At 51.6% G+C, this 23807-nt stretch carries 29 protein-coding genes and 1 tRNA gene; 16 read left to right on the plus strand and 14 right to left on the minus strand.

All coding sequences use genetic code 11. The features are described 5' to 3' along the window. From TK_RS05800 to TK_RS05810, 3 genes are read left to right on the plus strand one after another with little or no spacing between them, the layout of a single operon-like run. Positions 1–561, plus strand: a complete 561-nt coding sequence (locus TK_RS05800; protein ID WP_011250129.1) for an archaemetzincin family Zn-dependent metalloprotease — start codon at positions 1–3, stop codon at positions 559–561. Beyond that, positions 558–1109, plus strand: coding sequence for a class IV adenylate cyclase (cyaB, locus tag TK_RS05805; protein WP_011250130.1), 552 nt, complete (start codon positions 558–560; stop codon positions 1107–1109). Before TK_RS05800 ends, cyaB begins: the two co-directional genes overlap by 4 nt. Next, positions 1096–1929 carry a hypothetical protein gene (locus TK_RS05810; RefSeq protein WP_011250131.1) on the plus strand — a complete coding sequence of 278 codons (834 nt, stop codon included), beginning with the start codon at positions 1096–1098 and terminating at the stop codon, positions 1927–1929. The genes cyaB and TK_RS05810 overlap by 14 nt, the downstream gene beginning before the upstream one ends. Here the strand turns inward: TK_RS05810 and TK_RS05815 are convergent. Together TK_RS05815 and TK_RS05820 are read right to left on the minus strand one after the other, a co-directional pair. Then, the gene (locus TK_RS05815) at positions 1850–2689 is read right to left on the minus strand and encodes an energy-coupling factor ABC transporter ATP-binding protein (RefSeq protein ID WP_011250132.1); all 840 of its coding nucleotides are present in this window, start codon (positions 2687–2689) and stop codon (positions 1850–1852) included. The genes TK_RS05810 and TK_RS05815 overlap by 80 nt on opposite strands. Beyond that, positions 2686–4164 (minus strand): TrkH family potassium uptake protein, encoded by a 1479-nt coding sequence (locus tag TK_RS05820; RefSeq protein WP_011250133.1) that lies wholly within the window; start codon positions 4162–4164, stop codon positions 2686–2688. Before TK_RS05820 ends, TK_RS05815 begins: the two co-directional genes overlap by 4 nt. Positions 4165–4255: 91 nt before the next feature. On the opposite strand from TK_RS05820, the gene map reads away from it, so the two are divergent. Next, on the plus strand, positions 4256–5143 hold the full coding sequence (map, locus tag TK_RS05825; protein ID WP_011250134.1) for a type II methionyl aminopeptidase: 888 nt from the start codon (positions 4256–4258) through the stop codon (positions 5141–5143). Positions 5144–5291: 148 nt separating this feature from the next. On the opposite strand, the gene TK_RS05830 is transcribed toward map, so the two are convergent. Continuing rightward, positions 5292–5378 (minus strand) — tRNA-Ser (locus TK_RS05830). A gap of 714 nt (positions 5379–6092) precedes the next feature. Here TK_RS05830 and TK_RS05835 point away from each other — a divergent pair. The 3 genes from TK_RS05835 (at position 6093) to TK_RS05845 (ending at position 8161) form a co-directional block, all read left to right on the plus strand. Next, positions 6093–6395 (plus strand): hypothetical protein, encoded by a 303-nt coding sequence (locus TK_RS05835; RefSeq protein WP_011250135.1) that lies wholly within the window; start codon positions 6093–6095, stop codon positions 6393–6395. Then, a complete protein-coding gene (locus tag TK_RS05840) occupies positions 6350–6844 on the plus strand; it encodes a putative toxin-antitoxin system toxin component, PIN family (protein WP_011250136.1) in 495 nt (164 codons plus the stop codon). Before TK_RS05835 ends, TK_RS05840 begins: the two co-directional genes overlap by 46 nt. Before the next feature lie 141 nt (positions 6845–6985). Beyond that, on the plus strand, positions 6986–8161 hold the full coding sequence (locus TK_RS05845) for a CBS domain-containing protein (RefSeq protein ID WP_011250137.1): 1176 nt from the start codon (positions 6986–6988) through the stop codon (positions 8159–8161). Here TK_RS05845 and TK_RS05850 read toward each other — a convergent pair. Genes TK_RS05850 through TK_RS05860 form a run of 3 tightly spaced genes read right to left on the minus strand, consistent with a single transcriptional unit; the run spans position 8136 to position 11298 of the window. Next, positions 8136–9272: a DUF835 domain-containing protein gene (locus TK_RS05850; RefSeq protein WP_011250138.1), complete on the minus strand. Its 1137-nt coding sequence runs from the start codon at positions 9270–9272 to the stop codon at positions 8136–8138. The genes TK_RS05845 and TK_RS05850 overlap by 26 nt on opposite strands. Then, on the minus strand, positions 9269–10528 hold the full coding sequence (glmU, locus tag TK_RS05855) for a bifunctional sugar-1-phosphate nucleotidylyltransferase/acetyltransferase (protein ID WP_011250139.1): 1260 nt from the start codon (positions 10526–10528) through the stop codon (positions 9269–9271). Before glmU ends, TK_RS05850 begins: the two co-directional genes overlap by 4 nt. Next, positions 10525–11298, minus strand: coding sequence for an undecaprenyl-diphosphate phosphatase (locus tag TK_RS05860; RefSeq protein ID WP_011250140.1), 774 nt, complete (start codon positions 11296–11298; stop codon positions 10525–10527). Before TK_RS05860 ends, glmU begins: the two co-directional genes overlap by 4 nt. A 177-nt stretch (positions 11299–11475) precedes the next feature. Between TK_RS05860 and TK_RS05865 the strand changes: the two genes are divergently transcribed. Continuing rightward, on the plus strand, positions 11476–12552 hold the full coding sequence (locus TK_RS05865) for an NOG1 family protein (protein ID WP_011250141.1): 1077 nt from the start codon (positions 11476–11478) through the stop codon (positions 12550–12552). Between the two features lie 116 nt (positions 12553–12668). On the opposite strand, the gene TK_RS05870 is transcribed toward TK_RS05865, so the two are convergent. Beyond that, complete coding sequence (locus TK_RS05870) at positions 12669–13061, minus strand: 30S ribosomal protein S8e (RefSeq protein ID WP_011250142.1); 393 nt, start codon at positions 13059–13061, stop codon at positions 12669–12671. Between the two features lie 116 nt (positions 13062–13177). Here TK_RS05870 and TK_RS05875 point away from each other — a divergent pair, with 116 nt between their 5' ends. Beyond that, complete coding sequence (locus TK_RS05875; protein ID WP_011250143.1) at positions 13178–14059, plus strand: hypothetical protein; 882 nt, start codon at positions 13178–13180, stop codon at positions 14057–14059. On the opposite strand, the gene pyrG is transcribed toward TK_RS05875, so the two are convergent. From pyrG to TK_RS05890, 3 genes are all read right to left on the minus strand, one after another. Further along, positions 14056–15657, minus strand: coding sequence for a glutamine hydrolyzing CTP synthase (gene pyrG / locus TK_RS05880; protein ID WP_011250144.1), 1602 nt, complete (start codon positions 15655–15657; stop codon positions 14056–14058). The genes TK_RS05875 and pyrG overlap by 4 nt on opposite strands. A gap of 109 nt (positions 15658–15766) precedes the next feature. Then, positions 15767–16162, minus strand: a complete 396-nt coding sequence (locus TK_RS05885; protein WP_011250145.1) for a DUF555 domain-containing protein — start codon at positions 16160–16162, stop codon at positions 15767–15769. 5 nt (positions 16163–16167) lie between these two features. Further along, complete coding sequence (locus tag TK_RS05890) at positions 16168–16455, minus strand: DUF357 domain-containing protein (protein WP_011250146.1); 288 nt, start codon at positions 16453–16455, stop codon at positions 16168–16170. Between the two features lie 205 nt (positions 16456–16660). On the opposite strand from TK_RS05890, the gene TK_RS05895 reads away from it, so the two are divergent. From TK_RS05895 to TK_RS05925, 6 genes are all read left to right on the plus strand, one after another. Further along, positions 16661–17161, plus strand: a complete 501-nt coding sequence (locus tag TK_RS05895) for a hypothetical protein (RefSeq protein WP_011250147.1) — start codon at positions 16661–16663, stop codon at positions 17159–17161. A gap of 60 nt (positions 17162–17221) precedes the next feature. Then, positions 17222–17482 carry a hypothetical protein gene (locus TK_RS05900; protein ID WP_011250148.1) on the plus strand — a complete coding sequence of 87 codons (261 nt, stop codon included), beginning with the start codon at positions 17222–17224 and terminating at the stop codon, positions 17480–17482. A 9-nt stretch (positions 17483–17491) separates the two neighbouring features. Beyond that, a complete protein-coding gene (locus TK_RS05905) occupies positions 17492–18253 on the plus strand; it encodes a 7-carboxy-7-deazaguanine synthase QueE (protein ID WP_011250149.1) in 762 nt (253 codons plus the stop codon). 158 nt (positions 18254–18411) lie between these two features. Next, complete coding sequence (locus TK_RS05910; protein ID WP_011250150.1) at positions 18412–19734, plus strand: RuvB-like helicase; 1323 nt, start codon at positions 18412–18414, stop codon at positions 19732–19734. An 83-nt stretch (positions 19735–19817) separates the two neighbouring features. Beyond that, positions 19818–20123, plus strand: coding sequence for a hypothetical protein (locus TK_RS05915; RefSeq protein ID WP_011250151.1), 306 nt, complete (start codon positions 19818–19820; stop codon positions 20121–20123). Positions 20124–20165: 42 nt separating this feature from the next. After that, positions 20166–20855: a hypothetical protein gene (locus TK_RS05925; protein ID WP_011250152.1), complete on the plus strand. Its 690-nt coding sequence runs from the start codon at positions 20166–20168 to the stop codon at positions 20853–20855. Here the strand turns inward: TK_RS05925 and TK_RS05930 are convergent. Genes TK_RS05930 through TK_RS05940 form a run of 3 tightly spaced genes read right to left on the minus strand, consistent with a single transcriptional unit; the run spans position 20852 to position 22753 of the window. Continuing rightward, positions 20852–21832, minus strand: coding sequence for a PIN domain-containing protein (locus TK_RS05930; RefSeq protein WP_011250153.1), 981 nt, complete (start codon positions 21830–21832; stop codon positions 20852–20854). The genes TK_RS05925 and TK_RS05930 overlap by 4 nt on opposite strands. After that, positions 21822–22295 carry a DUF1887 family protein gene (locus tag TK_RS05935; RefSeq protein ID WP_011250154.1) on the minus strand — a complete coding sequence of 158 codons (474 nt, stop codon included), beginning with the start codon at positions 22293–22295 and terminating at the stop codon, positions 21822–21824. Before TK_RS05935 ends, TK_RS05930 begins: the two co-directional genes overlap by 11 nt. After that, entirely contained in the window at positions 22292–22753 is a 462-nt protein-coding gene (locus TK_RS05940; RefSeq protein WP_011250155.1) for a DUF2284 domain-containing protein, read from the minus strand. Before TK_RS05940 ends, TK_RS05935 begins: the two co-directional genes overlap by 4 nt. A 201-nt stretch (positions 22754–22954) precedes the next feature. On the opposite strand from TK_RS05940, the gene TK_RS05945 reads away from it, so the two are divergent. Beyond that, positions 22955–23503 (plus strand): YbhB/YbcL family Raf kinase inhibitor-like protein, encoded by a 549-nt coding sequence (locus TK_RS05945; RefSeq protein WP_011250156.1) that lies wholly within the window; start codon positions 22955–22957, stop codon positions 23501–23503. Between the two features lie 3 nt (positions 23504–23506). Here TK_RS05945 and TK_RS05950 read toward each other — a convergent pair whose 3' ends face one another. After that, a complete protein-coding gene (locus TK_RS05950; RefSeq protein WP_011250157.1) occupies positions 23507–23758 on the minus strand; it encodes a hypothetical protein in 252 nt (83 codons plus the stop codon). Positions 23759–23807: the final 49 nt, after the last annotated feature.

The following is a 23807-nucleotide window of genomic DNA, read 5'->3' on the forward strand; positions in this document are numbered from 1 at the left end:
GTGCGCGTGATACTCATAGTCCCCATCGGCTACATCCCGGAATGGCTCATAAAGGATGTGGCTGAATTCGTGGATTCCTACTACTCACGAAGGGGAGTTTCCGTTAAAGCTGGCGATTCCCTAAGCGAGAGCCTGTTTCTATCAGCGTATCATCCATTCCGGCGTCAGTTCCTAGGTGGTGCGTTTCTACCCACGCTTTCCGAGATTGGAAGGAGAGCAGGAGCGCTGGCCACAGTGGGCATCACAAAGGTTGACCTCTACGAAAAGGGCATGAACTTCGTCTTTGGTGTAGCCAGTGAAAAGTTGAGGAGTGCCGTTGTTTCAATCCACCGGCTAAGGCCCGAGTTCTATGGAAGGCCAAGCAACGACGAGCTCCTCATAGAGAGGACTGTAAAGGAAGTCATGCACGAGCTCGGCCACGTTTTTGGGCTTTCTCACTGTCCAAACGTCCGCTGTGTTATGCACTTCTCAAACTCGGTCGATGATACGGATATCAAACTCCCCTACTACTGCCCAAACTGTGAGCGGAAACTCTTGAGGAATCTGGAGGTGGTTTTGTGATAGAGGTAGAACTGAAGGGATACGCCAGTGATGAAATCTTCCAGAGGGTACGGGACGAGTTCGAGTTCATAAGGAAGGAGTACCACGAGGATACCTACTATCAGCACCCGTGCAGGGACTTTTCGGAGACCGATGAGGCACTTAGAATCAGAATAAGGCGGTTTAACGGCCACTTTGAGGCCTTTATGACATACAAGGGTCCAAAAATTGATGAGCATTCAAAAACACGGAAGGAAATCGAAGTCCCGCTCAGCGATCCCGACAAACACGCTGAGATATTAGAAAGCCTTGGATTCGTGGAGGTTCTCACGGTTTCCAAGGTGAGGGAGAAGTACTACGTCGAGAAAGGGATAATAATAGCCCTGGACGAGGTTGAGGGGCTTGGGAAGTTTATAGAGATAGAGGCGATGACGGAGAGAAATGAAGACGTTCCACAGCTTATAGACAAGTTGAGGGCAATACTGACTGAACTCGGCGTTGAGAGGTTCGAACGCAGATCCTATCTGGAACTTCTGCTGGAAAAGGAGGGAGCAAATGGGGAAGCTTGACGAGTTCTTTGGTTCTTTTATTGGTGGACGGCCAGACACGGAGGTACTCACGGAGATAGAAGACAGGCTCCTAGTGGACGACATACCCGGGGCAATTGCCCTTCTTGAAGAACTAAAGAAAGAGCAGAACCTTGTCATAGCGGTACGGCTGATTTTAAGAAAGATAACCCAGATGCTGGAGAAAGGAGATGGTCAATCATTCAGGGCACTTCCCCTCATAAAACAGCTCCTCCCTCACATCAACGGGATAAAAAATGAGCGCTACCGCGCCCTCCTTCTAGGGGAGATTTCCATTGGGTTTTACCTCGCTGGCTCCGAGCTTGAAGGGGATTTCACATTAAAGACCGCGATAAACCTTGCCCTTCAGCATCCAGACATACTGAGGGACATTCTCTTTTCCCTGATTAAGGCAGGTCTTCTCCAAAAGGCTGCCTACGCAATGAAATTCGTAAAAGACCCGGAAAAGCTAGACGTTGTCCTGTCATATCTGGCGGAGGTGTTCTACGAGAGGGGAGACATCGAAAAGGCGCTTGCAATAATAAGCCACATAACGAGCAACTTCCACAGGGCCGTTGCGCTGATGCACCTGGCACAGCTTGAGGAGAACCGCGATAGGGGGAAAGCGCTCCAGTTCATAGAGTCAGCGATAAAGATAGCGGAAAGAATAGAAGATCCTGAAACCAGATTTGAGCTGATGCTGAAGCTTCACGACCTTAAACACGAGATAATGGGCGAACCGCTCAGCGTTGGTGAGTTACTCTCGGCTGAAACTCCTCTGGAGAAAGAAGCGGCGGAAGGCCAAGACGGTGGGAGAGTATAAGGGAGTGCGGCAGTTTAATTCCAAGCCCCAAAAGTTCCCCGACCCTTCTGGCGACTTCCCTAGGCGTGCCCTCTAAAAACACTCTTCCGTCCTTGAGCACAACTATTCTGTCTGCGTTTCTGAAGAGGAAGCGGTAATCGTGTTCGACGATTATTACCGTTACCCCCTCTTTTCTCAGCCTAAGTATCACGTTCTCGACTTCTTTCTTACCCCCAGGATCGACCTGAGAAGTTGTCTCGTCCATGACGATAATCGTCGTCTTCATGCCCAGAACTGATGCTATGCCCAACCTCTGTTTCTCCCCACCGCTGAGGTTTGGCGGGAACTCCTCCCGCTTTCCTTCCAGACCGACGACCCTCAGCGCCCAGCTGACCCTCTCTTCTATCTCTTCCCTTGGAAGGCCCAGGTTTTCAAGGGCGAAGGCCACTTCATCCTCCACCGTCATATTGAACAGCTGGCTTTCGGGGTTCTGGAGCACGAGACCCACCACTGTGGAGAGCTTAGAAACTGGTGTTTCCAGAGTTCTCAATTCCTCTCCAGTCGAGGGATTTCTGACCAGAACCTCCCCAGAGAAATCGCCCCTGATGGAGTGGGGGATTACCCCGTTGAACGTCAGAACAAGGGTCGATTTTCCGCTTCCGCTCGGCCCGATTATCCCAACCATCTCCCCCCTTCTAACTGACAGATTCACACCATTGAGGGCCGGCTTTTTCGAGCGCGGGTACTGGAAGCGCAGGTTCCTGACCTCCAGAACGTTCACCTTCTCAGCCCCCTAGGGAGAAGGAAGAACACGCTTATTATGAACACGAGCGTCGAGAATATCTCAAGCCTGCCTATCCACATGAGGAGTATGTAGACGAACTTAAGGTCAGCTGGCATCGCCGGGGATGTTATACCAACGCTGAGACCGACGTTGCCCTGGGCGGAGGCCACCTCAAAGAGAGCATCCGCGAGGTTGGCGTGGACTCTAAGCATTGTGTAGAGGACTCCCGCAAGCAAGAACGCGACGTACGTCATCGTAAAGCTCATTACCTCCTGTATATCCTCCTCACTGAAGACGTAGTTTCCGACCTTTCTCTTGATAACGGCGCCCTTCGGGAGTATGGCGCTTTCGATCGTCCACTTGAGGCTCTCGTACATCAGGGTTATCCTTATCAGCTTTATTCCGCCCGCAGTGCTTCCGGCACCGCCGCCGATAACCATCAGCACCGCCAGGAGAAACTTTCCAACCTCCGGATACTTGGAGAGGTCGGATATCTGGAATCCAGTACAGCTTATAGCTGAAACCGCATGGAAAACAGCGTCCTGGAGCGCCTGGGCGAGGGAATCCCCAACCTGGACTAGTCCATAGGCGATGAGGGAAACCGCAGGGATTAGGAAGAAGAACATGTACCTGACCTGAATGTCCGCGAAGAACGGTTTGAGAGACCTGTCCTTGAAGACCCTGTAGTGGACTGTGAAATTAACGGCACCCATTATCATGAGGAAGATCGTCACGGCGTTTATAGCCGGACTGTGGAAGAACCCTATGCTCTCGTCGTGGGTGCTCATACCACCTGTGCCAAGACCTGTCATGGAGTGTGTGAGCGCATCAAAGAGGCCCATCCCGTTGATGTAGTACAGGTAGACACCAACAAGCGTCAGGACGAGGTATATTTCAAATATGACCTTGGCCGTGTTCACCAGGTTTGGAAGGATTCTCTCGCTCCTTGCCTCAGCCCTGTAGAGCCTGGCCGCGGCAACACCTGGCCGAATAAGGACGGTGAGGGCAACCAGTACTATACCAATTCCACCTAACCACTGCATCCAGGCCCTCCAGAACAGCAGCATCTTGGGATAGCTCTGCAGGTTGCTCATCATGGTGAGACCAGTGCCTGTCCAAGCGCTCATACATTCAAAATAGGAATCCAGCAGGGGCATGTGAGCGATCTTCACAAAGGGGACAACGCTGACGAGTGAAGCGAGGAGCCAGGTAAATGCAGCAGCAACCATCGCCTGTCTGAGGTTTACATCCTCAATCTTGCTGGAGTGTCTGCTGAGCCAGGCCCCGAACAGGATTGAGGCCATTCCGGGCAGGGCGAAGTATGGCACATATTTTATCTCCTCGGGATAGACCCACACCAGCAGCGCGGGAACAAGGTAAGCTACCCCCACACCCTCAAGTATTGATCCAGTGAGGTTTCTAACGACGAAGAAGTCATCGGAGACGTTGATGTGCTTCCTGAAGTCTAACATTCCCTCACCTTCCTGGACTATGGGGGTGGAAATAAAAGGTTTTTCGTAAGGTTTAAGGGCAGCCTAACACTAAGGAAGTTGGTGGTCAAAAGTGGACGAGAGAGAAGCACTCATAAAGGCAGGAGAGATCGCAAGACAGGTCAAGAAAGAGGTAGTCGATCTGATAAAACCCGGTGCAAAGCTCTACGACATAGCGGAGTTCGTGGAGAGAAGGATAGTTGAGCTGGGCGGTAAACCTGCTTTCCCGTGCAACCTCTCAATAAACGAGATTGCCGCACACTATACCCCCTACAAAGGAGACGGGACGGTTCTAAAGGAAGGGGACTACCTGAAGCTCGACATTGGCGTTCACGTTGATGGGTACATCGCGGACACTGCCGTCACTTTTAGGGTGGGAATGGAAGAGGATGAGCTTATGGAAGCGGCAAGGGAAGCACTTGAAAACGCGATAGCAACGGTTAGAGCAGGGGTAATGATAAGGGACGTCGCCAGAGCCATTGAGGAGACCATCCGGGGGAAGGGCTTTAACCCAATAGTGAACCTGAGCGGCCACAAGGTTGAGCGCTACAAGCTCCACGCGGGCGTCAGCGTGCCCAATGTCTACAGGGAGGCCGACACCTACGTCCTCCAGGAGGGCGACGTCTTCGCAATAGAGCCCTTCGCGACAACTGGAGCCGGGCAGGTCATCGAGGTTCCGCCCGCGCTCATCTTCATGTACCTCCGCGATAGACCCGTGAGGATGCTCCAGGCTAGGAGGCTTTTGATGCACATAAAGAAGAACTACAAGACCTTACCCTTCGCCTACCGCTGGCTCCAGGACTTTTTACCTGAGGGACAGCTCAAACTCGCCCTGGCCCAGCTTGAGAAGGCCGGCGCCATCTATGCCTACCCGATCCTCAGGGAAGTCCGGGGTGGGATGGTTGCCCAGTTCGAGCACACCGTCATAGTAGAAAAGGAGGGTGCTTACATAACTACATAATTCACCTTTTCTGTTTTCATATTTTGTTTCATGCAGGATTAAACAAACCAAACTGAGGAGAGCCTGCCCTGTGAAAGTTTACCCTCAGAAGAGCCATTGGTGAATTTAAGGATAGAGGAGGAAAGACCCGGAGGGCCAGGCCCTTGAATGGCGCCGGGGCAGGGATTTGAACCCTGGTGGGCGGACGCCCACGGGATCTCGAGTCCCGCGCCTTCCCAGGCTAGGCTACCCCGGCGCTCTTAACCATCAACACTCCCCGCGAGAGACTTTATAAATTTTTTTAGTCCCTTATCTCTGAAAGAAGAACCGCCACACAAAATCTGGATCAATGGACGATGAAATTAGGACATACTTAGTTGGTTTTAGTCTCGTCAGGTTTAAGAGTTGAACTCATAGTTGGGGTTAATCTTAAGAGAAAGAAGACGAAGGTAAAGAGGGTGGGAAAAGTGGTCATAAAAAGTACTGATGACAAGACCAATGGACTCAGAATTCGTGGGGCACTTGAAATCCGGCTCTCGCCGGAGATTTAGTGGATTTGGTGAAATCTGGTGAGATAGATATCAGTAAGATTGAGCAGAGGCCTCTTAAACTTAAGCGATACCAGAAGTTTGACTATTGACCAAACAGATACTACCAAAGTTTGGATTATAACTGTGGAGTCGATCACAGCCTTTCTGTAAAAACGTCTTGTTTGCGGCTCTTTTTTAGTCATTGAGCCGAAAGGTATATTTTCTCCAAAATCCACAATCTCAAGCTCCCCGCCTTTCTTTTTCTCTTTTGAAAACCCTGCCCTTTAGGATAGAAGGAGTCAGCTTTCTCAACTTCAAGAGACTATAGAAACACCACTCAAACCTACTAGAGGATTTAAATGGCATTGAGTTAGAAGGGAGGAAGCATATGAAAGAAAAGTTAATAATCCAGATTTCCCAAACATCTCAAGGTGTTAAGTATGGCCGTGAGTGTGAAGAATTCGGAGGGAATAAAACTTCTCATTGAGGAGGTTGCGAAGGCCGTTGGTGTTTCACCAAAAGAGCTTATCGAGTATTATGAGTGGAAGGCTAACCGGGAGAAGCTAAAGAAAATGAAACCCACGAGGATGACTAAAAAGGAGGCTAAAAACTTCATACTCTCCCAGAAGGGAAAGAGGAAGATAAGCGAGGAAGAGGCCATTAAACTCTATTATGAAGCTGAGGAGGAGATCAAGAAATGGGAGAAAATCGAAAGAAAACTAAAGAAACTCGGCTTAGAGTAGTTATTGATACTTCAGTATTATTCTCTGGTGCAATCTCCACTCGAGGTTATGCTTTTGAGGTTCTCGAACTCTTAGCTACGGGGAAAATAACAAACTACATTTCCTCAAAAACTCTCAAGGAATATGAAGAGAAGCTTTATTCAAAAAAGGCGCTGAGGTATATTTCCCTTGAGGAAGCTAAGGGGTATATTCAATCAATGAAGGCATTATCAAAAAGGGTTCAAATTAAGCGTTCATTCCAGAAGTCTAAAACTATTCTTGAGAAAGTCCGTGATCCGAAGGATATTCCGTTTCTGGACGTTGTGTATAACGCTAAGGCCGACGTGCTGATAACCTATGACCGTAAGCATTTGTTGAGAATCAGGAACAAAGAGAAGAAGTTTAAGCTCGGAAGACATGAGTTCTATATCCTCACGCCGAAAGAGTTCATAGAATTCTACAAAAAGTAATAATTCCATGATAAAATTTTAGCTCTTCACTGGGCGCTGGGCGAAAGATTTATTAACCTAACGTTACTTAAATTCTGACGGGGCCTAGCAAAGGTTTATATCATATGCCGCCCTAATAATAACTGAAAAGGAGGTGACAGCATGGTCGGAATCCAGGTGCAAGAGGTAATGACCGACAACTTCCAGAAGATCGACATCAATGCCCCGCTTTCTGAGGCCATAGGAATCTTCGAGAAGGAAGACCCCGATCTCATTCTCGTGTTCGATGGGAACCTGTACAAGGGTGTATTGACCCAGGACTTGATCATACGCTCCCACCTCAAGTGGGATCCAACCAAGGCCAAGGTTAGGGACGTTTACAAGCCCGCTCCCGTTATCAAGCCCGATGAGGATCTGAGCAAGGCCGCCAAACTCATGATTGAGGTTGATCTCCGCTCGCTCCCAGTTGGGGAGAGCAAGGCCGAGATAATCGGCGTTGTAAACGATATGGCCGTCCTTGAGAGAGTTGCCCAGGAGAAGTTCGGCAAAGGTAAAGTTGAGGAGTACATGACCAAGGACGTCATAACACTCAAGCCGAGCGACACCGTCGCCAAAGCCCTGGCTGTAATGCGCGACCACGCGATTTCAAGGATACCCATAGTCAACGACGAGGGCAAGCTTGAGGGACTGGTTACCCTCCACGACCTCATAATCAGGTTCATCAAGCCGCGCTTCAGGGCCCAGGCTGGAGAGGTTGCGGGCGAGAAGATACCGCCCTTCAGCATGCCCCTCAGGGACGTCATGATAAGGGGAGTCATAACCATACTGCCCGACGCAACCGTAAGGGAAGCCGTCGCAACCATGAAGGACAACGACATCGACGGCCTTGTCGTTGTCAACGAGGACAACAAGGTAGTCGGAATCCTCACGGTCAAGGACCTCCTCCTGCCGATATCAAAAATGACCGAGAAGGAGGCAAGGTTCTACCTCCAGCTCGGCGGTGATGCTTCAATACTCAGCGACTTCACGAGGGAGCGCATAATACAGGACATAAAACGCTTCGTTGATGGATACGAGGATCTCCTTGGACAGGAGGGCATCATCTACCTCTACATCCGCCGCTTCCCTGAGAAGCTCAGGGGAGTTCACCTCTACCAGGCCAGGATGAGGGTCGTCACCGACAGGGGAACCTTTGTGGCCACGGGCGAGACCTGGGGTGCCATCCAGGCAGTTCACGACGCCCTCAGGGCCATTGAGAGACAGCTCCTCCAGAAGGCCGAGCTTGAAAAAGATGTAAGGTACGCGAAACGCTTCATCGAGAAGCTTGGCCTTGCCTGAAGGTCTCGAACTCCCTTTCTATCATTCCTTTCTGTTTTTCATCTAGCGTTTCTTCGTTGATCACGAGTATCATAAGGCCATTGGCGTTTAGCGTCATATCCTTAAGGTTTAGGAGAAACTTCATGGTCCGCTCAAAGCCGTTCTCAATGATGAGATACTCAACCGAGTCAATGTAAACTGTTCTGTATCCTTTTCGAAGGGCATTTGCCACGAGGTCCGTCAGTATGTCTATGCTGGTTGGACTCACGGCATAAACCTGGGGAGTCTCGGAGATGACGCCCTCTTTTGCCCGGGTCACCCAGAACACCAGCGATCCAGGGTGAATCTTACTCATAACGTCCATGATGTTTTCCCTGGTGATAATAACGGTACCCGGCCTTGACCACACATCCCCAATGGCCTGAACTACCTCTTCCTTGCCCTTGAACATAAAGGAGCCCTTGATTGGTTCGCTCGCACCAGAGACTGAAACTGCCCTCATAGGATAAAAGACGTACTTAACCGCACCGACCGCAGCCATAAACCTGAACAGCGCCCCCAGGAGGAAACCTATGGGTGCAAACCAGTCAATAAACCGGGTCACAGGATACGTGAGGTTGAGGGCTCCCAGAAGGATTAGGCCGTAGGGGAAGAGCCTCTCGATTGACTTTGGCATTGTTGCCTCTAAAAGAACGTATCCAAAGTATATCATGGACAACCCAAAGATCAGATAGGGAAGGGAATATGCCACTGTGAGATTCTCAAAGAGCTTAATGTCAGACGCAACTAGGAATATCCATATGTAAGATACTACGACAAAGATTGCCACGTACGCAACATCTTTGAAGTCGGTCTTCCCATACTTTATATGAAGCGCTCCCCACAAGAACAGTATCGCCACGGCAAAGGTTGAAACAACTGATGCAACTAGATAAGCATTCTCCTTGAAAGTTATCCCAAGTGGGTCGAGCACATAGCTCTCCATGTCCAAAGCATCTATCAAAAAGGCAGCCGACAGCAGTACCCAGCCTTTCTCCCGGGTCTTTTTGGCCTGGTATGTGGAGGCTATAAACAGCGCCCATCGCGAGATAAAATTGAGGATTGGGATAATAAGGTCATAAAGAGCGTTCATAACTCCTTCACCACCTTTTCCTGTTTTACAACTACGAGAGTCCTCGGAGGTACGTTCTTATCAACTATAACTCCCGGCCCAATAAGGGAGCCGCTCCCTATCTTCCTGCCCGGGTAGATTGTAACGTTTATGCCCGTCTTGACGTTGTGGCCGATGATTGCTCCGAGCTTGTGCCTGCCACTGTCTTCAAGCTTTCCCTTTATTTCCACCTTGATGTTGCCCCTGTCGTGTCTCAGGTTGGCGGTTATGGTTCCCGCTCCGAGGTTGCAGTTTTCCCCTATAATTGAGTCCCCAACGTAGTTCAGGTGCGGCGCGTTGGAGTTGTCCATTATTATGGAATTCTTCACCTCGACGGCGTTTCCCACGTGGCAGTTGTCGCCAATGCTAGTGTAGGGCCTTATGAAGCAGTTCGGCCCGATGCGTGAGTTCTTCCCAATCTTCACAGGCCCAATTATATAGGCACCGCTCCTTATGACTGTACCCTCACCTATCTCAACGGGCGGTATGAGGACCGCGCCCTCTTCAACGGTGCCCCTGACTTCGTGCTTCAGCTTGGTCTTTAGGAGGTACTCGTTCAGCTCAAGGAGGTTCCAGGGTCTTCCAATGTCGTTCCAGTAGCCGGAATAAGCGGCGTAGGCAACCTTCTTTCCGGCTTCAATCATTAGGTTTATGGTATCCGTAATCTCGTACTCACCCCTCTCGCTCAGGGGAGTGCGTTCAATGAACCCGAAAACTTCCGGCTTAAAGATATACACTCCGAGGTTTGCATAACCGGGGACTTTTCCGGGCTTTTCGGTAACCCTCTTGACGAGACTTCCCTCAACCTCGATCTTTCCAAAGTGGCTTAGGTCTTCAAAATGCTTAACGAGAAGAGCCGCATCGGCCTTTTCTCTCCTAAAAACAGCAACAAGCTCCCTAACACCCTCTTCCTCGAAGTATATGTCCCCGTTGGCCACTATGAACTCCTCATCTCCAACGTGCTCCCTCGCGCTCTCTATAGCCTTTGCGGTCCCATCCCCAGGAAGCTGTTCAACGTACGTTATTGGCTTGCCGTTGAACTCATCGCCGAGAACCTCGATCAGCTTCTCCTTCTGATACCTGACTATTATCACGAACTCATCCACAAACGGGTCGAGATTCTCAAGCACGTACTCTATTATCGGCCTGTTTGCCACTTTTAGAACGACCTTTGGCCTGTCATCAGTCAGCGGCCTCAGTCTTTCCCCTTTACCAGCGGCGAGTATTACACCCTTCATATCAGCACCCCCAGATTTAACAACACCCCTATTAGTCCAAAGAGCGTTAAAAACCTCCTCGTTCCAAGATGTTGTGCTGTCCTTACCAAAACTTCCATAATCCCAAGGCTAACAAAAAACGCCGTAACAGCAGTGATAAAGCCCAAGAGAGTGTCTCCCTCGTAGGCACCAAGGTAAAGCAGCCTTATTAGGTGGTAAGCAGGAGCAATCAAAAACCCCCATTCAAGCACGTTCTCCGCTTTGTGTCCAGGAAGGACGAGAGCCAGTGTCACGAGTCCTGTCCTTGAGGCTCCACCTGTGGAGGAGAAACTCTGGAACACTCCAGCAAGCACTGCATCAAGAAAACTCGGTTTGGAGGGTATCCTGTCCTCCGCACCTTTAAGAACGGTAAGTCCTGGCCATGTCAAGCCGAAGAATGTTATTAAGAACGCCAAGATCAAATTGAAGACATCGAAGGCAGCATTATGAGCCGTTAACGGCTTCGCCAAGGGAAGGCCAAGCAGGAGGGTTAAGAGAAACCCGAGTACAAAGTACTGGAGCTCCGATGTCTCAGCGCCCCGAAGGGCCATCAATGGCTCCTTGGATAGCCTTTCCCTATAGCGGTAGAGCACAGAGAACATAATGCCAGCATAAGCGGGCACAAGAAAGGCAGTATAACTAATCACACCGTCTATAAGGCGACCAAAGCTTCCCTCTGGGGACATGGGAAGCCACGACGTAAGTGCTGCCAGGATTCCCGAAAGCAGTGCGTCCGCTATACCCTGAAACATAGCCATACACCCGAAGGACATTCAAGGATATTTTAGACACTTTGTACCTATGAACCTTACGGTTAGAGGCGGAGTACCCAGCCCCAAACTGAATCTGAAAATATACTTCCAGGTCAGGCACCTTTTTAAACCCAGCCGAAAACTCTTCTCCCGCGAGAAATACGTTGAGGTGAGACCATGAAGAACCCGTTTGAGAAGATGCCAACAGTCCTTACCGCTGATGAACTCATCGACAAGGCCTTCAGGAGGGCCGAGAAGGCCGCTTCTGCATTCACCCCTCAGGGAGGGAAAGTTGCCAAAGCCCGTCAGAGGGAGGAGCTGAGAGTCAGAACCGTCTCCAACGTGGTAAGGGACAACCTCAGGAAGATACTCGACAGAACACCTGGAGTATCCACCCTGCCGAAGTTCTACCGGGAGCTCGTTGATACCCTTGTCGACCGCGACCAGTTCCACCGCTCGCTGGCGAGGGTCAACTGGGCCATAAAGACGATAAGAAACCTAGAGCAGAGGTACGTGGAGAAGATACGCTACGAGAGAGACCCAATCGAGATAGCCAAGCTCAGGAGGCAGTTCTACGGCAGAGTGGCGGACATACTTAAGGACATTGGCGACGACCTTGAGTACCTCAACAGGGCAAGGGACGTTCTGAAGGAGCTTCCCGTGGTTGACCTTGAGCTTCCAACTGTGGTTATAGCCGGCCATCCCAACGTCGGCAAGAGCACCCTTTTGAGGGCGCTGACAAATGCGAAGCCAGAGGTGGCAAGCTATCCGTTCACCACCAAGGGAATAAACGTCGGCCAGTTCGAGGAGCACTACCTCAAGTACCAGGTAATAGATACGCCGGGACTACTTGACAGACCTCTAAGCGAAAGGAACGAGGTTGAAAAGCAGGCAATCCTCGCTTTGAAACATCTCGGAGACGTTATCGTCTACATCTTCGACCCGAGTGAGTACTGTGGCTTCCCGATAGAGGAGCAGATGCATCTGTTCGAGGAGATATACTCAGAGTTCGGAGAGTTCCCGTTCATCGTCGTCCTCAACAAGGCCGACATAGCCGACGAGGAGAAGATGAAAACGATCGAGGAGTTTGTTAAATCCAAGGGACTTGAACCCCTCAGGATATCCGCCCTTACAGGCGAAGGTCTCGACGAGCTCAAGAAGAGGGTCATCGAGATAGTGAAGCCCAAGGCTGAAGAGTTCGCCAGAAAGATCATGGAAAAGGAGCTGAGAAAGTTCAGAGAGGAAGCGTTTTAGTTTCCTTTCATCAGTTTCTTTAGTTTTTTGATTCACGAATTCTTTTCACGACAGCCAACAACAGATGCAAACAGAAAACACGAAAGCCTCAGAATACAGAGGGAAGAAAAAAGAGTTCAGGCGTTCTCTTCCTTGATGAGGACGGCGTTAACGACCCCGTCCTGGCCCGGCCTGCTGGTAACGATGGCCTTTCCAATCTCAGTCTCTATTATTGCACCCTTGGTGATGATGTTTCTCCTCGCGTACTGCCTGTTGGCCGGGTTCTCGACGACGTTGAGTATCTTGACCTTCTTGCCCTTTCCACCCTCGAAGACGTTGGCGTAGAGGGCCTCAACGAGGCGAACCTTCCTGTTGCCGCCGTAAGTCCTGATGATCTTCCTCTTCTCCCTGTCCTCGCCGACCTTGGTGTTGGCCGGCTCCCTTCCGAGCTCCCTCTTCCTCTTCTTCCTCGCGAGGATGATCCTACCACCTGAGGGTTTCTTGAGTGATCTTCCCTGCCAGATAGCCATTACACTCACCTCAATTAGCTTATGAACCCAACGCCACTTCGGGTAGTTCGTTTATAAGCTTTTCTGGGTCTTCAAAAGATTTTTAAGTCTTCTCTATTACTCCCATCGGTGGTGGTATGGGCGCATTTGAGGCATTCTCCAGAACGATCACTCTCATCACGCGCGCGAAGAAGCTCTACATCCTAGCTCTCCTTCTGGCCCTGCTGGCCGCTCCATTTCAGGCCTATCTGGCACCAGCGGACTTCAGCGTTCTCGAAAACCAAACATCCACAACCCAGGGAAACGTCATAATGGAGGAGCACGGACTTTCAGAGGAACAGGTCTCGGATATAATGGGTTCAATGGAGAACCTTGGAAAGCTCTTCGTTATTCTCCTGCTCCTCGGCTCTCTGTTCCAGTATGGAATCGTCAAAGGCGCCCTCGTGTATGGAGAAGGAAGCGAGGTAAGTCTGGTAGAGCTTATCAGGGAGAGCATACTGCACTTCCCAGGCGTACTCTTGATAAACCTCTTCTACGGGTTCATCGGGCTGGTTTTCATCGTCGTTTCAATGATACCAATCGGTATCGGCCTCCTGACCCTTCCTGCGGGCGGTATTCTGGTGCTTATAGGAATAGGCCTCATCATACTCACTGCGGCAATGCTGACTACCATGTCGGTGCTCGCAGTTCCGCTGTACGCTGACAGAGAAGACCTCGGAGCCGCGTTTGAAGCCTTTGGAGCCGTCCTAAAAAACCTTCCATCCAGCGTGGGCTTCGGATTTCTCCTTTGGATCGGCGTTTTGGTGATAGGTCTCATATCGGGTACGGTTTCCCTCGTATCACTGGCGTTCCCTGAGAATATTGCCGGTTATGTGTCGGCCTTTCTGGGTGCGCCCTTTGAGGCGGTTGTGTATGAGCTGTTGTGGATAGGCGGCGTCGAGTTCTACAGGGAGCTTAAGAGAAAAGAGGAGCTGAAAAAATTCGAAGAAGAAATGAAGGAACTCGGAATTGAGCTTTAGCTTCCATACTTCTTTTTCTTTGCCGCTTCAACGAGACCCCTGAAGACTGGAGCTGGCCTCATCGGTCTCGACTTGAACTCCGGATGGAACTGGGTGGCTATGAAGTAGCTGTGTCCCGGAAGTTCGAGTATCTCCATCCTTCTCTCGTCGTCTCCGGCTATGCCGCTGAAGACAAGCCCAGCCTCCTCGAACTTCTCAACGTAGTCCGGGTTAACCTCCCAGCGGTGGCGGTGCCTTTCGTAGACTATCTCCCTGCCGTAAAGCCTTCTCGCGAGGGTGTTCGGCTTGATGTGGACTGGATATGCCCCAAGCCTCATGGTGCCGCCGAGCCTGTCAAGGTCCCTCTGCTCCGGCATCAGGTCAACAACCGGATAGGGTGTCTGAGGGTCTATCTCAGTTGAATGTGCCCCCTCAAGTCCGAGGACGTTGCGGGCGAACTCAACAACGGTAAGCTGGAAGCCGAAGCAGATGCCGAGGAACGGGATGTTATTTTCTCTCGCGTACCTTATCGCCATCATCTTGCCCTCTGTACCCCTAGCCCCGAAGCCTCCGGGCACGATTATCCCATCAACGCCCTCAAGGAGCTTAACTCCCTGCCTCTCAACGTCTTCGGCCTCAATCCACCTTATCTTTACCTTGACGTCGTTCGCCACGCTGGAGTGCTTCAGCGCCTCCTTGATGCTCAGGTAGGAGTCAGCCAGCTTGACGTACTTGCCGACTATCGCTATCTCGACCGTGTCGGTGAGGGACTTGTACTTCTCCACCATCTCGCGCCAGGCTTCCAAGTCGGGTTCTCTCTCGGGAAGGCCGAGCCTCCTGGCGAGGTAAGCGGGCAGGCCCTCCTTTTCGAGCATCAGAGGGACTTCATAAGTATCTTCGACATCGTAGGCGCTTATGACGGCCTCTTCTGGGACGTTGGTGAACAGGCTTATCTTCCTCCTCGCTGAATCTTCCAGCGGATCCTCTGAGCGGGCCACAATGGCGTCAGGCTGTATTCCGAGAGAGCGCAGCTCCTTGACGCTGTGCTGGGTTGGCTTTGTCTTCTGCTCGCCGACGACCCTCAGCCTGGGGACGTAGGTAACGTGGACGAAGGCGACGTTCTCCCTGCCCTCCTCTATCTGCATCTGTCTAGCTGCCTCAAGGAAGGGCATGCTCTCGATGTCGCCGACCGTTCCACCTATCTCGACCACAACAACGTCGTAGTCCCTGGCTATTCTCCTTATGCGCTCCTTGATCTCGTTGGTTATGTGCGGTATGACCTGGACAGTGGCTCCGAGGTACTCTCCTTTACGCTCCTTCTCGATGACTGCAGAATAGACCTTTCCGGTGGTTATGTTGTGGTCGAAGCTCAAACTGGTGTCCAAAAAGCGCTCGTAGTTGCCGAGGTCGAGGTCAACCTCTCCCCCGTCGTCGAGGACGAAGACTTCACCGTGCTGGTAGGGGTTCATCGTCCCCGCGTCGTAGTTGAGGTAGGGGTCTATCTTGATGTTCGTCGTCCTGAAGCCGCGAGCCTTGAAGAGCATGCCTATAGAAGCGCTGGTGATGCCCTTTCCGAGACCGCTAACAACACCACCCGTGACAAATATGAACTTCGTCATGGCAAAACCTCCACCGGTTATGTCGGTGGTTGATTGGGGAGTGCTTAAAAGTTTTTGTTTGCGATATGGAGACACCACATTAAAAAGTACAAAAAAGTTAACTACGATGTCAAACGTCCTCCCCGTTCAGCTCCTCCGCCTCGATCCCGTTTTCTCCGTCGTGTTCAAGCTCTCTTATCTCAAACACCTTCAGGGGCACTTTCTTTAGGGCCTTACCCACAACGGCCTTGGCAATCCTCTCAGCGTGCTCGATGCTCTGGGCGTTGTAGACCTTGAGCGTCAAGTACATCCCGACGAGGCCGACGCTTCCTATGACGAAGGCGCTCTCGAAGTGCGCCCCGCAGACCGGACACTGGGAGTAGCCTATTTCCACCCGCACAAAGTCGAGCTTCTCCTTGTTGAGGGCCTTGGTGACTTTGCTCACTGCGACGTTTATAGCGTCTTCGCTCGTCTCAACGTCCTTTACGATTATCGGTGCCTCAAGAACGACCACGTAGTCTCCCATTTCCATCACCCAAAGGCGAAAAGCCTGTCGTCTTCACCCTTAAACACTCCGAGCCTCACTCCAGCGTCAATAAACCCGTGGGCATAATTGAGAGCGGCGAAAGCGGTCACGTAGTCGCCCTTCTCGTAGTAGTACTTGGCGTCCTCAAAATAGCTCCTCGCCATGGTTAAAAAGTCGCGGGCGACGCTCATAAGAAGGCTCTTCTCGTGGACGGCTATTTCAAGCCTCTCAAGGGCCTCTTCGGTTATTTTGAAATACTTCTGGAGCTTCTCATCCGTTATCTCGCGCCCCACCGGTCTCGCCTCGTCAGACCTTTTACAAGTCTCTTATAAACCTTACTTCAAAGGGGGGCAGTAGGGATGTCGCCCCCCTGGGGGTCCCGACGTCATCGCAACCCAATACTCGTCGGGCACTTGGGGTTATCGCGCGACCAAATAAAAGGCTTGCCCATTCCAAACCCTTATAACCCCTCCAGCCCTTCTCCCACCGGTGCGAGGTATGGCTGGAACAGTGAGCAGGATAGTCCACTTTGAGGATGAGGAGAAGTTTATAGACGACATTGACTTTGCCCTTGAGCGCTTTTCATACTTGGCGAGCAGATACGGCCACAATCCCATCAAAGGCGTCGTCCTGTGGGACTACATAGCTATAGAGGACAATGAAGATGTCAAGGTCTTCCGCGTCGGCGAGTTCCCCTTCGTGGAGGGTATGCTTAAGCTCGACCTCGAAAAGATACGGACGCTTGAGGGATACTTTGACGAGATGGAGAGCAAGTGGGACGAGCTGACGGTTGAGGAGATAAACGCCTACGTGGAAATGATGAACGAGGCATTGGGCGAGAGGAGGGTCTTTTACGATGCATACTCCCTCGGCCTCGACAGGAACACGGCGTACATAATCATAGACATACACGCGCTCCACTACCTTGCTGGAATCCTCGAGGGCGAGGAAAAGGAGCTTTTAGATGAGGCCGCTGAAGTCCTGCTCAGGTACATTTGATTGCCTAATTATGTAATTACGTAATTGTTGGATTAAACAACTAAAGCTTTGGTGGTCGCCATGCTGTTCAAGAAGAGGGGCGTCTTTACCGAGGAAGACGCCAAAAAAGTCGTGGAGTGGATGGGCGCCCATCCCGAGGAGAAGGAGCTCATAGTGATGGCAGAGGTCGTTGAAAACACCGCGAAGAGAAGGTTATGGGACTTTGCCAGGGCGGTGAAGCTCATGGCCGACATGACCGGTGAGGAAAGGGAAGTGAGAGTGGAAATACTTGAGGGGTTCGTCAGCGAAAAGGTAAAGGGAATTGACGTTGAGGAGCTGTGAGGTGTCAGAATGAGGGTGATAATGGCCGAGGTCTTCAACAGCTGGCAGGGAGAAGGAGGGAGCGTCGAAGGCTCTGCCTTCGGAAGGAGGCAGATTTTCGTCCGCTTCGCCGGCTGCGACCTTCATTGTGCCTGGTGCGACTCAAGGGAATACATAGATGCCTCACGAGTTTCCAGCTGGAGGTACGAGGTCAAGCCCTTCACGGGGCGATTTGAATACAGGCCGAACCCAGCGAGCGTTGAAGAAGTGGTTGAAGCTGTTCTCAGGCTCGATACTGGGGATATACACTCGATAAGCTATACCGGCGGAGAGCCGACGCTCCAGGTGAAGCCTCTAATGGCCCTGATGGAGAGGATGAAAGAGCTCGGCTTCGACAACTTCCTAGAGACCCATGGCGGCCTTCCAGAGCTGATTAGAGATGTAGCACCGCTGACGGACTACGCGAGCGTCGACATAAAGGACGAGAGCGCGAAGGCAACGGAAGACTGGAAAGGCCTCGTCCTCAGAGAAGTTGAGAGCATCAGAATCCTGAAGGAAGCTGGAGCGAAGACCTACGCAAAGCTCGTCGTTACCAGCGAGACGAAAGTAGAGAACGTTCAGTGGTACGCCTCACTTCTAAAGGGCCTCGCTCCTCTCGTCATCCAGCCGAGGGAACCCATAGAGGTTTCTCAGGCAAAGCTCATGGAGTTCTACCGTGAGGCGGCAAGGATAATGGGCAGGAAGAACGTCGGTCTCAGCTTCCAGGTTCACAAGTACCTGAACGTGCTTTGAGAGAGTTTTTAAGGCCCCCAACCAAACCCTTCCGGCAATGATGAGATTGGCCTTTGGGGTCATGGATGCCCGGGATCGACGGCCTGAGCCTCCGTCAAATTTTTAAGCCCCCCTCTTTTAGTAACCTTCGGTATTCTAAAGGAGCTGGGGGTGAGAAAATGCCAGTGATCGAGGAGGTGGCCACCAAGAGCTTCGAGAGGATTGGAATGCACTCCCACATAAGGGGCCTTGGCCTCGACGAGAACGGAAAGGCGAAGTTCATGGCCGACGGAATGGTCGGACAGATAAAGGCAAGGGAAGCGGCCGGAATAGCCGTTGAGCTCATAAAGCGCGGCAAGCTCGCGGGAAAGGGAATCCTTCTCGTTGGCCCAACCGGAAGCGGTAAGACGGCGATAGCCATGGGAATCGCGAGGGAGCTCGGTGAGGACGTCCCCTTCGTCCAGATAGCGGGCAGTGAGATCTACTCCGCGGAGGTCAACAAGACGGAGTTCCTCAAGCAGGCCATGAGGAGGGCTATAGGCGTCAGGATAAGCGAGGAGAGAAAGGTCTACGAGGGCGAGGTAAAGTCCATCGAGGTCAGGAAGACGAGGCACCCCTTCAACCCGTACGTCGAGATTCCGGAGAGCGTCATCATAACCCTCCGCACGAAGGACGACGAGAAGACGATAAGGGCGGGAAGGGAGATAGCCTACCAGCTCATGGAGATGGGCGTCGAAGAGGGCGACGTTATCCAGATAGACGCTGAGACAGGTAGAATATCGAAGGTAGGAACCACGAAGGAGGAAGAGGGGCTCTTCTTCAAGAAAAAGGTCAACCTTCCGAGCGGGCCAGTTCTGAAAATCAAGGAGTTCACCTACACGGTCACCCTACACGACCTCGACGTTGCCAACGCCAGGGGCAACATCTTCGGTCTGCTCTTCAGCACCGGTGCGGAGATAAGCGATGAAGTGAGGCAGAGAGTTGATGAGACCGTTAAGAAGTGGATCGAGGAGGGCAGGGCCACACTCGTTCCCGGTGTTCTGTTCATAGACGAGGTTCACATGCTCGACATCGAGGCGTTCTCGTTCCTCGCCAGGGCCATGGAGAGCGAGCTCGCGCCGATACTAATCCTGGCTACCAACCGGGGCAGAACGAAAATAAGGGGCACCGACATCGAGGCGCCACACGGAATCCCGATTGACATGCTCGACAGGCTCCTCATAATCAACACCGAGCCGTACAAGAAGGAGGAGATCAGGGAGATAGTCAAGATAAGGGCGAAGGAGGAGAAGATAGAGGTCAGCGAGGAGGCGATAGAGTACCTCGCGGAGCTTGGGGAAAAGACCAGCCTAAGGTATGCAGTCCAGCTTCTCGCACCGGCGAGCGTTTTAGCTAAGGGTGGCAGGGTCGAGAAGGAGCACGTCGAGAGGGCCAAGGAGTACTTCGCCGACATAAAGAGGAGCATCCAGTTCGTTGAGAAGCTTGAGGGCATGCTGCAGTGAGTTTCCTCCTCTCCTTTTATGGTTTTTAGCCAGGCAGAAGAATTTTTATAAGGAGTTACGTTTTAACTCTGTCCGGTGGTAGTATGAGGCGGCTCTATTACGCGCTTCCCTTCTTGCTCATCGCGACGGGTTATGTGCTCTGGAACGTCAGAATAACACCCGGAATAATAGCACTCTTCAACTGGCTGACGTTTTTCCTGGAGCTTAGGTACGGCGGAGAATCAAAAGAAGGGGAAGAGCTTGTTACTATGAGCATAGCCGTGAGTTCTTTACTTGGGCTTGGCAAGGGTACTCTAGCGTCCATTGGTGAGTTTCTAGCGCTCTTCACATTCATACTCGAGCTTACAGCCCTGATGATTAAAGTCAGAACTCCATCAAGGGCCAGGTGACGCCAAAAACTTTTTATGGCCTAATTGTTACTTCAGTATGAGATGATAACAATGCGGACTAAAGATTGGAAGTCAATAAGCGGGACAATCCTCGTACTCATTGCGGTAGCTTTAGTGGTAATCTCGGCGGGATGTTCAAAAGGCCCGAACACCGAAAACACACCCACGAGCACGAGTGTTGAGAACACAAGTATGTCCTCTACCCAAGACAGCACACTCATGTTGAAACTCAACGGCACGTTCTCGGGCCAGCTTAGCGTTCCAGCATCACTAGCCGAGGAAGTCAGGGAGTACTTCGAGAAGAGCAACACCACCCTGTACTCCTTCGAAGTTGAAGTTGTGAATGATAACGGCAAGCCCCAGGCGAGCATTACACTGTATCTCCTGAAAATCGTGCCGCCGTTTGAGCCGAAAGACTTTGAAGTTCTCATTAATGGCAAACCCGTTTCCAGAGAAACATACGTACCTGTCTACGAGGATGTTCCCGTGGTCATTGAGTACTCTGGAAAACAGTACCCCAGACAGTTGACTGCAAAAGTCAAAGAGAAGTCCCGTGCAAGGTTCACAGCCAAAAAGTCCGAACTTGATAAGCATCCCGGCGAGACCATTAAACTAGGAACAGTGGAGGGTTTTGCCCTGCTCGCTCACGTGAACGATGCCGGGAACTACACCTTCATAGTTAAGGGGAGAAACGGCGAAGAGCTTGCAACAGGCGGACTTGTTGTTGGTTAACCTTCCATAATTTTCTCCAGCTTCCTGCACAGGTTCAGATGGAAGAGAAACTCCCTTTGAAGCTCCCCATTCCTGAAGATAAGCTTGAGCTCGTTCAGCCTCTTCTTCCCTCCGAACTCGCCGTAAACCAGTGTCCCGTTCACCTCAACCAGCCCCAAAACCGCCGCGAGGTTGAAGATGAGCGTCCTGAGCTGGTAGGCGGAGACCTCGTGGGTGCCGAGCCTTGCAGTTGGATATTCAAAGTAGAAGTATTCGAGACCCTCTATTCTAGCAACGTCGGTTATGGCAAGGTCGGCCGTCAGAAAGACCACCATCGCCGGGCTCATCTCGTCGTAGTGCTTGAGGGTCTTCACTATGCGCTCGTCGTTGTTGTGACCCTCTCCGTAGCGCTCAACAACGATTATCCTATCCCTCAGGGCCTCAAACTCCTTTAGGGCTATGTACGCGGCTTTTCTGGCCTTCTTCGTCCTCCTGTTGCTCAGCTCACGCAGGAGATGGCCGTTTTTGACTGTGCTCATAATCTCGTGAAGGTAGTTTGAGCGGTACTTGTAGTTCATGGCGCTCTCTATCTCGTTTTTGACGTCCTCGGCGACGACGATCTGGTATCCATCGAGGGGACGATAGTTGGATATAAAGCGGTGGTAGAATATGTTGGTGTCGGGAGAGAACACAACACCTTTTCTAAGGATACGGTACAGCTCCAGCATTTCCTTAAAGTCCTCTATGTTGTCGTACGTGATCACTCCCGAGGAGATAAACGCCTCGTAGAAGTCGGAGTATGAAGGCAGTTCTGGGTGCCTGACATGGAAGTCCCGCTTTTCAGCCTGGACTTCCAGCAGATAGCCCCTCTCTGTGGGGCTGGCTGTAAAGAGAAGCGTGCCGTAGATTGGAAAACTCACCCGGATTTTTTCCCGTTCTTGGAGGAGGTTGATGAGTATCTGAAGTTCGGGCTTTTCGATAACCACTTCACCCGCCATTTCCGTCACCCAGGAAGTTCTTGAGAACCTGCATGTGCGTTGGGAGCATCATGTAAGGCCTGTTCGGGAACTGGACGTCGAGAAGGGCCATGTAGAGTATCTCCCTAACGTTCGACTCCCGGCTGTGGATTATCGCGGCGGCAACCAGCGCCTTCCTCCCGGAGGTCATGTTGAGGACGATGTCGCCGTCCTTCTCCTTCAGCTTGGAGAAGAGGTTTTTCAGAACCTTATCTGCCTCCTTGAAGTCGTCATCTGGTATGACGAGGGTCTTCACTTCGGGAGAGAAGCCGTATGCCTCTGAGATCGTCTTTATTGCCTCCGTTATTTTCGGCAGGCTGTGGGAGTATCTCCTTTCGGTTACGATATAAACTTCCTTTGGGCGTTCTCCCCTCATAACGGAGGCGTAGTATGTGTTCACCAGCGCCCAGGGCGTTCTCCCGAGCAGAGCTATGTGGACGCTCATTCGACCATCACCATCCCGTAGAGGACGCTTTCCGAGAAGTCTATCTCAACCAGTGAGCTTATCTCAATTCCAATAGCGTCTATGCTCGGCCTCACCTTCTCAGGCATCCTGCATGGCTCACCGTGCTCAAATGGACAGTCGTCGCAGAGGTTGCAGTTGCCTGGGAAAAGGGCCATTGCGTAGAGCTTCCCCTGTTTAAAGAGCTCTGCTTCCTTCTTCAAAAGCCACAGGAGAACCTTCCTCTTCTCGTTTTCGAAGTCGTTCATATCGACCTCAAACTTCACGAGAAGGGCTTTTTTGAAGGATCTGACCCACTCTTTTGCTTCCTTCCAGTCGGGGGCGTATGGCGGACAGCTCGGCCTCTTTCCGTACATCGGACAGGTCCTGCACTTCCAGACAGGCCTCGGTGAGACGGTTATCTTCTCCGCCGGAATTTCCTTCTCCCACACCACGCGCATCGTGCTCACAAAAAGATGTTAGGACGAAGAAGGTTAAAACGTTTCCCCGTCGGATTTCCAACAGTTGATTATTTCTCGGTGCAACTATCCTTTGAGATGCCACTAACTACGGAAACTTCACCCCAGCTCGACTTTGGCATATCCCTTCAGAATTTTGACCTTTTCCAAAACCTTTTTACCCTCAATGACGTAACTAAAACCATGAAGAGGCCGCTCCCGTTACTGCTGGCCTTGCTGGTTGCCACTGCAGGGTGCATGTCCGAAGGGGGTGTAAAGATGGAAAAGACCCTTGAGGTGGGCTCCGTCTTCCACGACGGGGAGTTCATACCGAAGGAATACACCTGTGAGGGCGACGATACGAACCCGCCGATTTACATCGGCAACATCCCGGCCGAGGCCAAAAGTTTGGTCATTATCGTAGATGACCCCGACGCGCCAGCTGGAACCTTTACCCACTGGATAGCCTGGAACATACCGCCCGTTGGGGAGATACCTTCATGGGTGCCTAGGAAACCCGAAACCGACGAGCCGTTCCACATCGTCCAGGGAAAGAACGACTTCGGGAGGATAGGATACAACGGCCCCTGCCCGCCGAGGGGACACGGGGTTCACCACTACCACTTCAAGGTCTACGCCCTTGACACGGAACTTAAACTCGAACCCGGCTCCTCAAGAAAAGAGTTAGAAAAGGCCATGGAAGGCCACGTGATAGCCTGGGGAGAGGTCGTTGGGCTCTACGAGAGGAAGTGAGGTTTACTTTTCCATAAGCTTAACCACGAGGTTTATGGCGCTCTGGAAAGCCGAGAGGAAGTTCAGCGTGAAGAATATCCAGTCGCCTATTATCCAGGAGTATATCGTCAGCAGGGTCGCCGCCGTGACGTAAATCACTATGAACTTCATGTTGAGGGGGCACTTCCTCGTTTTTACCGTTTCCCATGTCTGGGGAACCCACGCGCTCACCAGCAGGAGCATTCCAAGAAGTCCGATTATCTCTCCGCCGTTCATTTTTCTCACCGGGCCCAGAAAAGGAAAGCCCTAAAAAAGCCTTGTGGAG

It is taken from the genome of Thermococcus kodakarensis KOD1 (assembly GCF_000009965.1).
GTDB lineage: Archaea > Methanobacteriota_B > Thermococci > Thermococcales > Thermococcaceae > Thermococcus > Thermococcus kodakarensis.

Coding starts and splice junctions, on each gene's coding strand:
- TK_RS05810 (WP_011250131.1), top strand. CDS start 1,096: ATGGGGAAGCTTGACGAGTTCTTTGGTTCTTTTATTGGTGGACGGCCA.
- TK_RS05820 (WP_011250133.1), bottom strand. CDS start 4,164: ATGTTAGACTTCAGGAAGCACATCAACGTCTCCGATGACTTCTTCGTC.
- TK_RS05835 (WP_011250135.1), top strand. CDS start 6,093: ATGGCCGTGAGTGTGAAGAATTCGGAGGGAATAAAACTTCTCATTGAG.
- TK_RS05840 (WP_011250136.1), top strand. CDS start 6,350: ATGGGAGAAAATCGAAAGAAAACTAAAGAAACTCGGCTTAGAGTAGTT.
- TK_RS05845 (WP_011250137.1), top strand. CDS start 6,986: ATGGTCGGAATCCAGGTGCAAGAGGTAATGACCGACAACTTCCAGAAG.
- TK_RS05850 (WP_011250138.1), bottom strand. CDS start 9,272: ATGAACGCTCTTTATGACCTTATTATCCCAATCCTCAATTTTATCTCG.
- glmU (WP_011250139.1), bottom strand. CDS start 10,528: ATGAAGGGTGTAATACTCGCCGCTGGTAAAGGGGAAAGACTGAGGCCG.
- TK_RS05860 (WP_011250140.1), bottom strand. CDS start 11,298: ATGTTTCAGGGTATAGCGGACGCACTGCTTTCGGGAATCCTGGCAGCA.
- TK_RS05865 (WP_011250141.1), top strand. CDS start 11,476: ATGAAGAACCCGTTTGAGAAGATGCCAACAGTCCTTACCGCTGATGAA.
- TK_RS05870 (WP_011250142.1), bottom strand. CDS start 13,061: ATGGCTATCTGGCAGGGAAGATCACTCAAGAAACCCTCAGGTGGTAGG.
- TK_RS05875 (WP_011250143.1), top strand. CDS start 13,178: ATGGGCGCATTTGAGGCATTCTCCAGAACGATCACTCTCATCACGCGC.
- pyrG (WP_011250144.1), bottom strand. CDS start 15,657: ATGACGAAGTTCATATTTGTCACGGGTGGTGTTGTTAGCGGTCTCGGA.
- TK_RS05885 (WP_011250145.1), bottom strand. CDS start 16,162: ATGGGAGACTACGTGGTCGTTCTTGAGGCACCGATAATCGTAAAGGAC.
- TK_RS05895 (WP_011250147.1), top strand. CDS start 16,661: ATGGCTGGAACAGTGAGCAGGATAGTCCACTTTGAGGATGAGGAGAAG.
- TK_RS05900 (WP_011250148.1), top strand. CDS start 17,222: ATGCTGTTCAAGAAGAGGGGCGTCTTTACCGAGGAAGACGCCAAAAAA.
- TK_RS05905 (WP_011250149.1), top strand. CDS start 17,492: ATGAGGGTGATAATGGCCGAGGTCTTCAACAGCTGGCAGGGAGAAGGA.
- TK_RS05910 (WP_011250150.1), top strand. CDS start 18,412: ATGCCAGTGATCGAGGAGGTGGCCACCAAGAGCTTCGAGAGGATTGGA.
- TK_RS05915 (WP_011250151.1), top strand. CDS start 19,818: ATGAGGCGGCTCTATTACGCGCTTCCCTTCTTGCTCATCGCGACGGGT.
- TK_RS05925 (WP_011250152.1), top strand. CDS start 20,166: ATGATAACAATGCGGACTAAAGATTGGAAGTCAATAAGCGGGACAATC.
- TK_RS05930 (WP_011250153.1), bottom strand. CDS start 21,832: ATGGCGGGTGAAGTGGTTATCGAAAAGCCCGAACTTCAGATACTCATC.
- TK_RS05935 (WP_011250154.1), bottom strand. CDS start 22,295: ATGAGCGTCCACATAGCTCTGCTCGGGAGAACGCCCTGGGCGCTGGTG.
- TK_RS05940 (WP_011250155.1), bottom strand. CDS start 22,753: ATGCGCGTGGTGTGGGAGAAGGAAATTCCGGCGGAGAAGATAACCGTC.
- TK_RS05945 (WP_011250156.1), top strand. CDS start 22,955: ATGAAGAGGCCGCTCCCGTTACTGCTGGCCTTGCTGGTTGCCACTGCA.
- TK_RS05950 (WP_011250157.1), bottom strand. CDS start 23,758: ATGAACGGCGGAGAGATAATCGGACTTCTTGGAATGCTCCTGCTGGTG.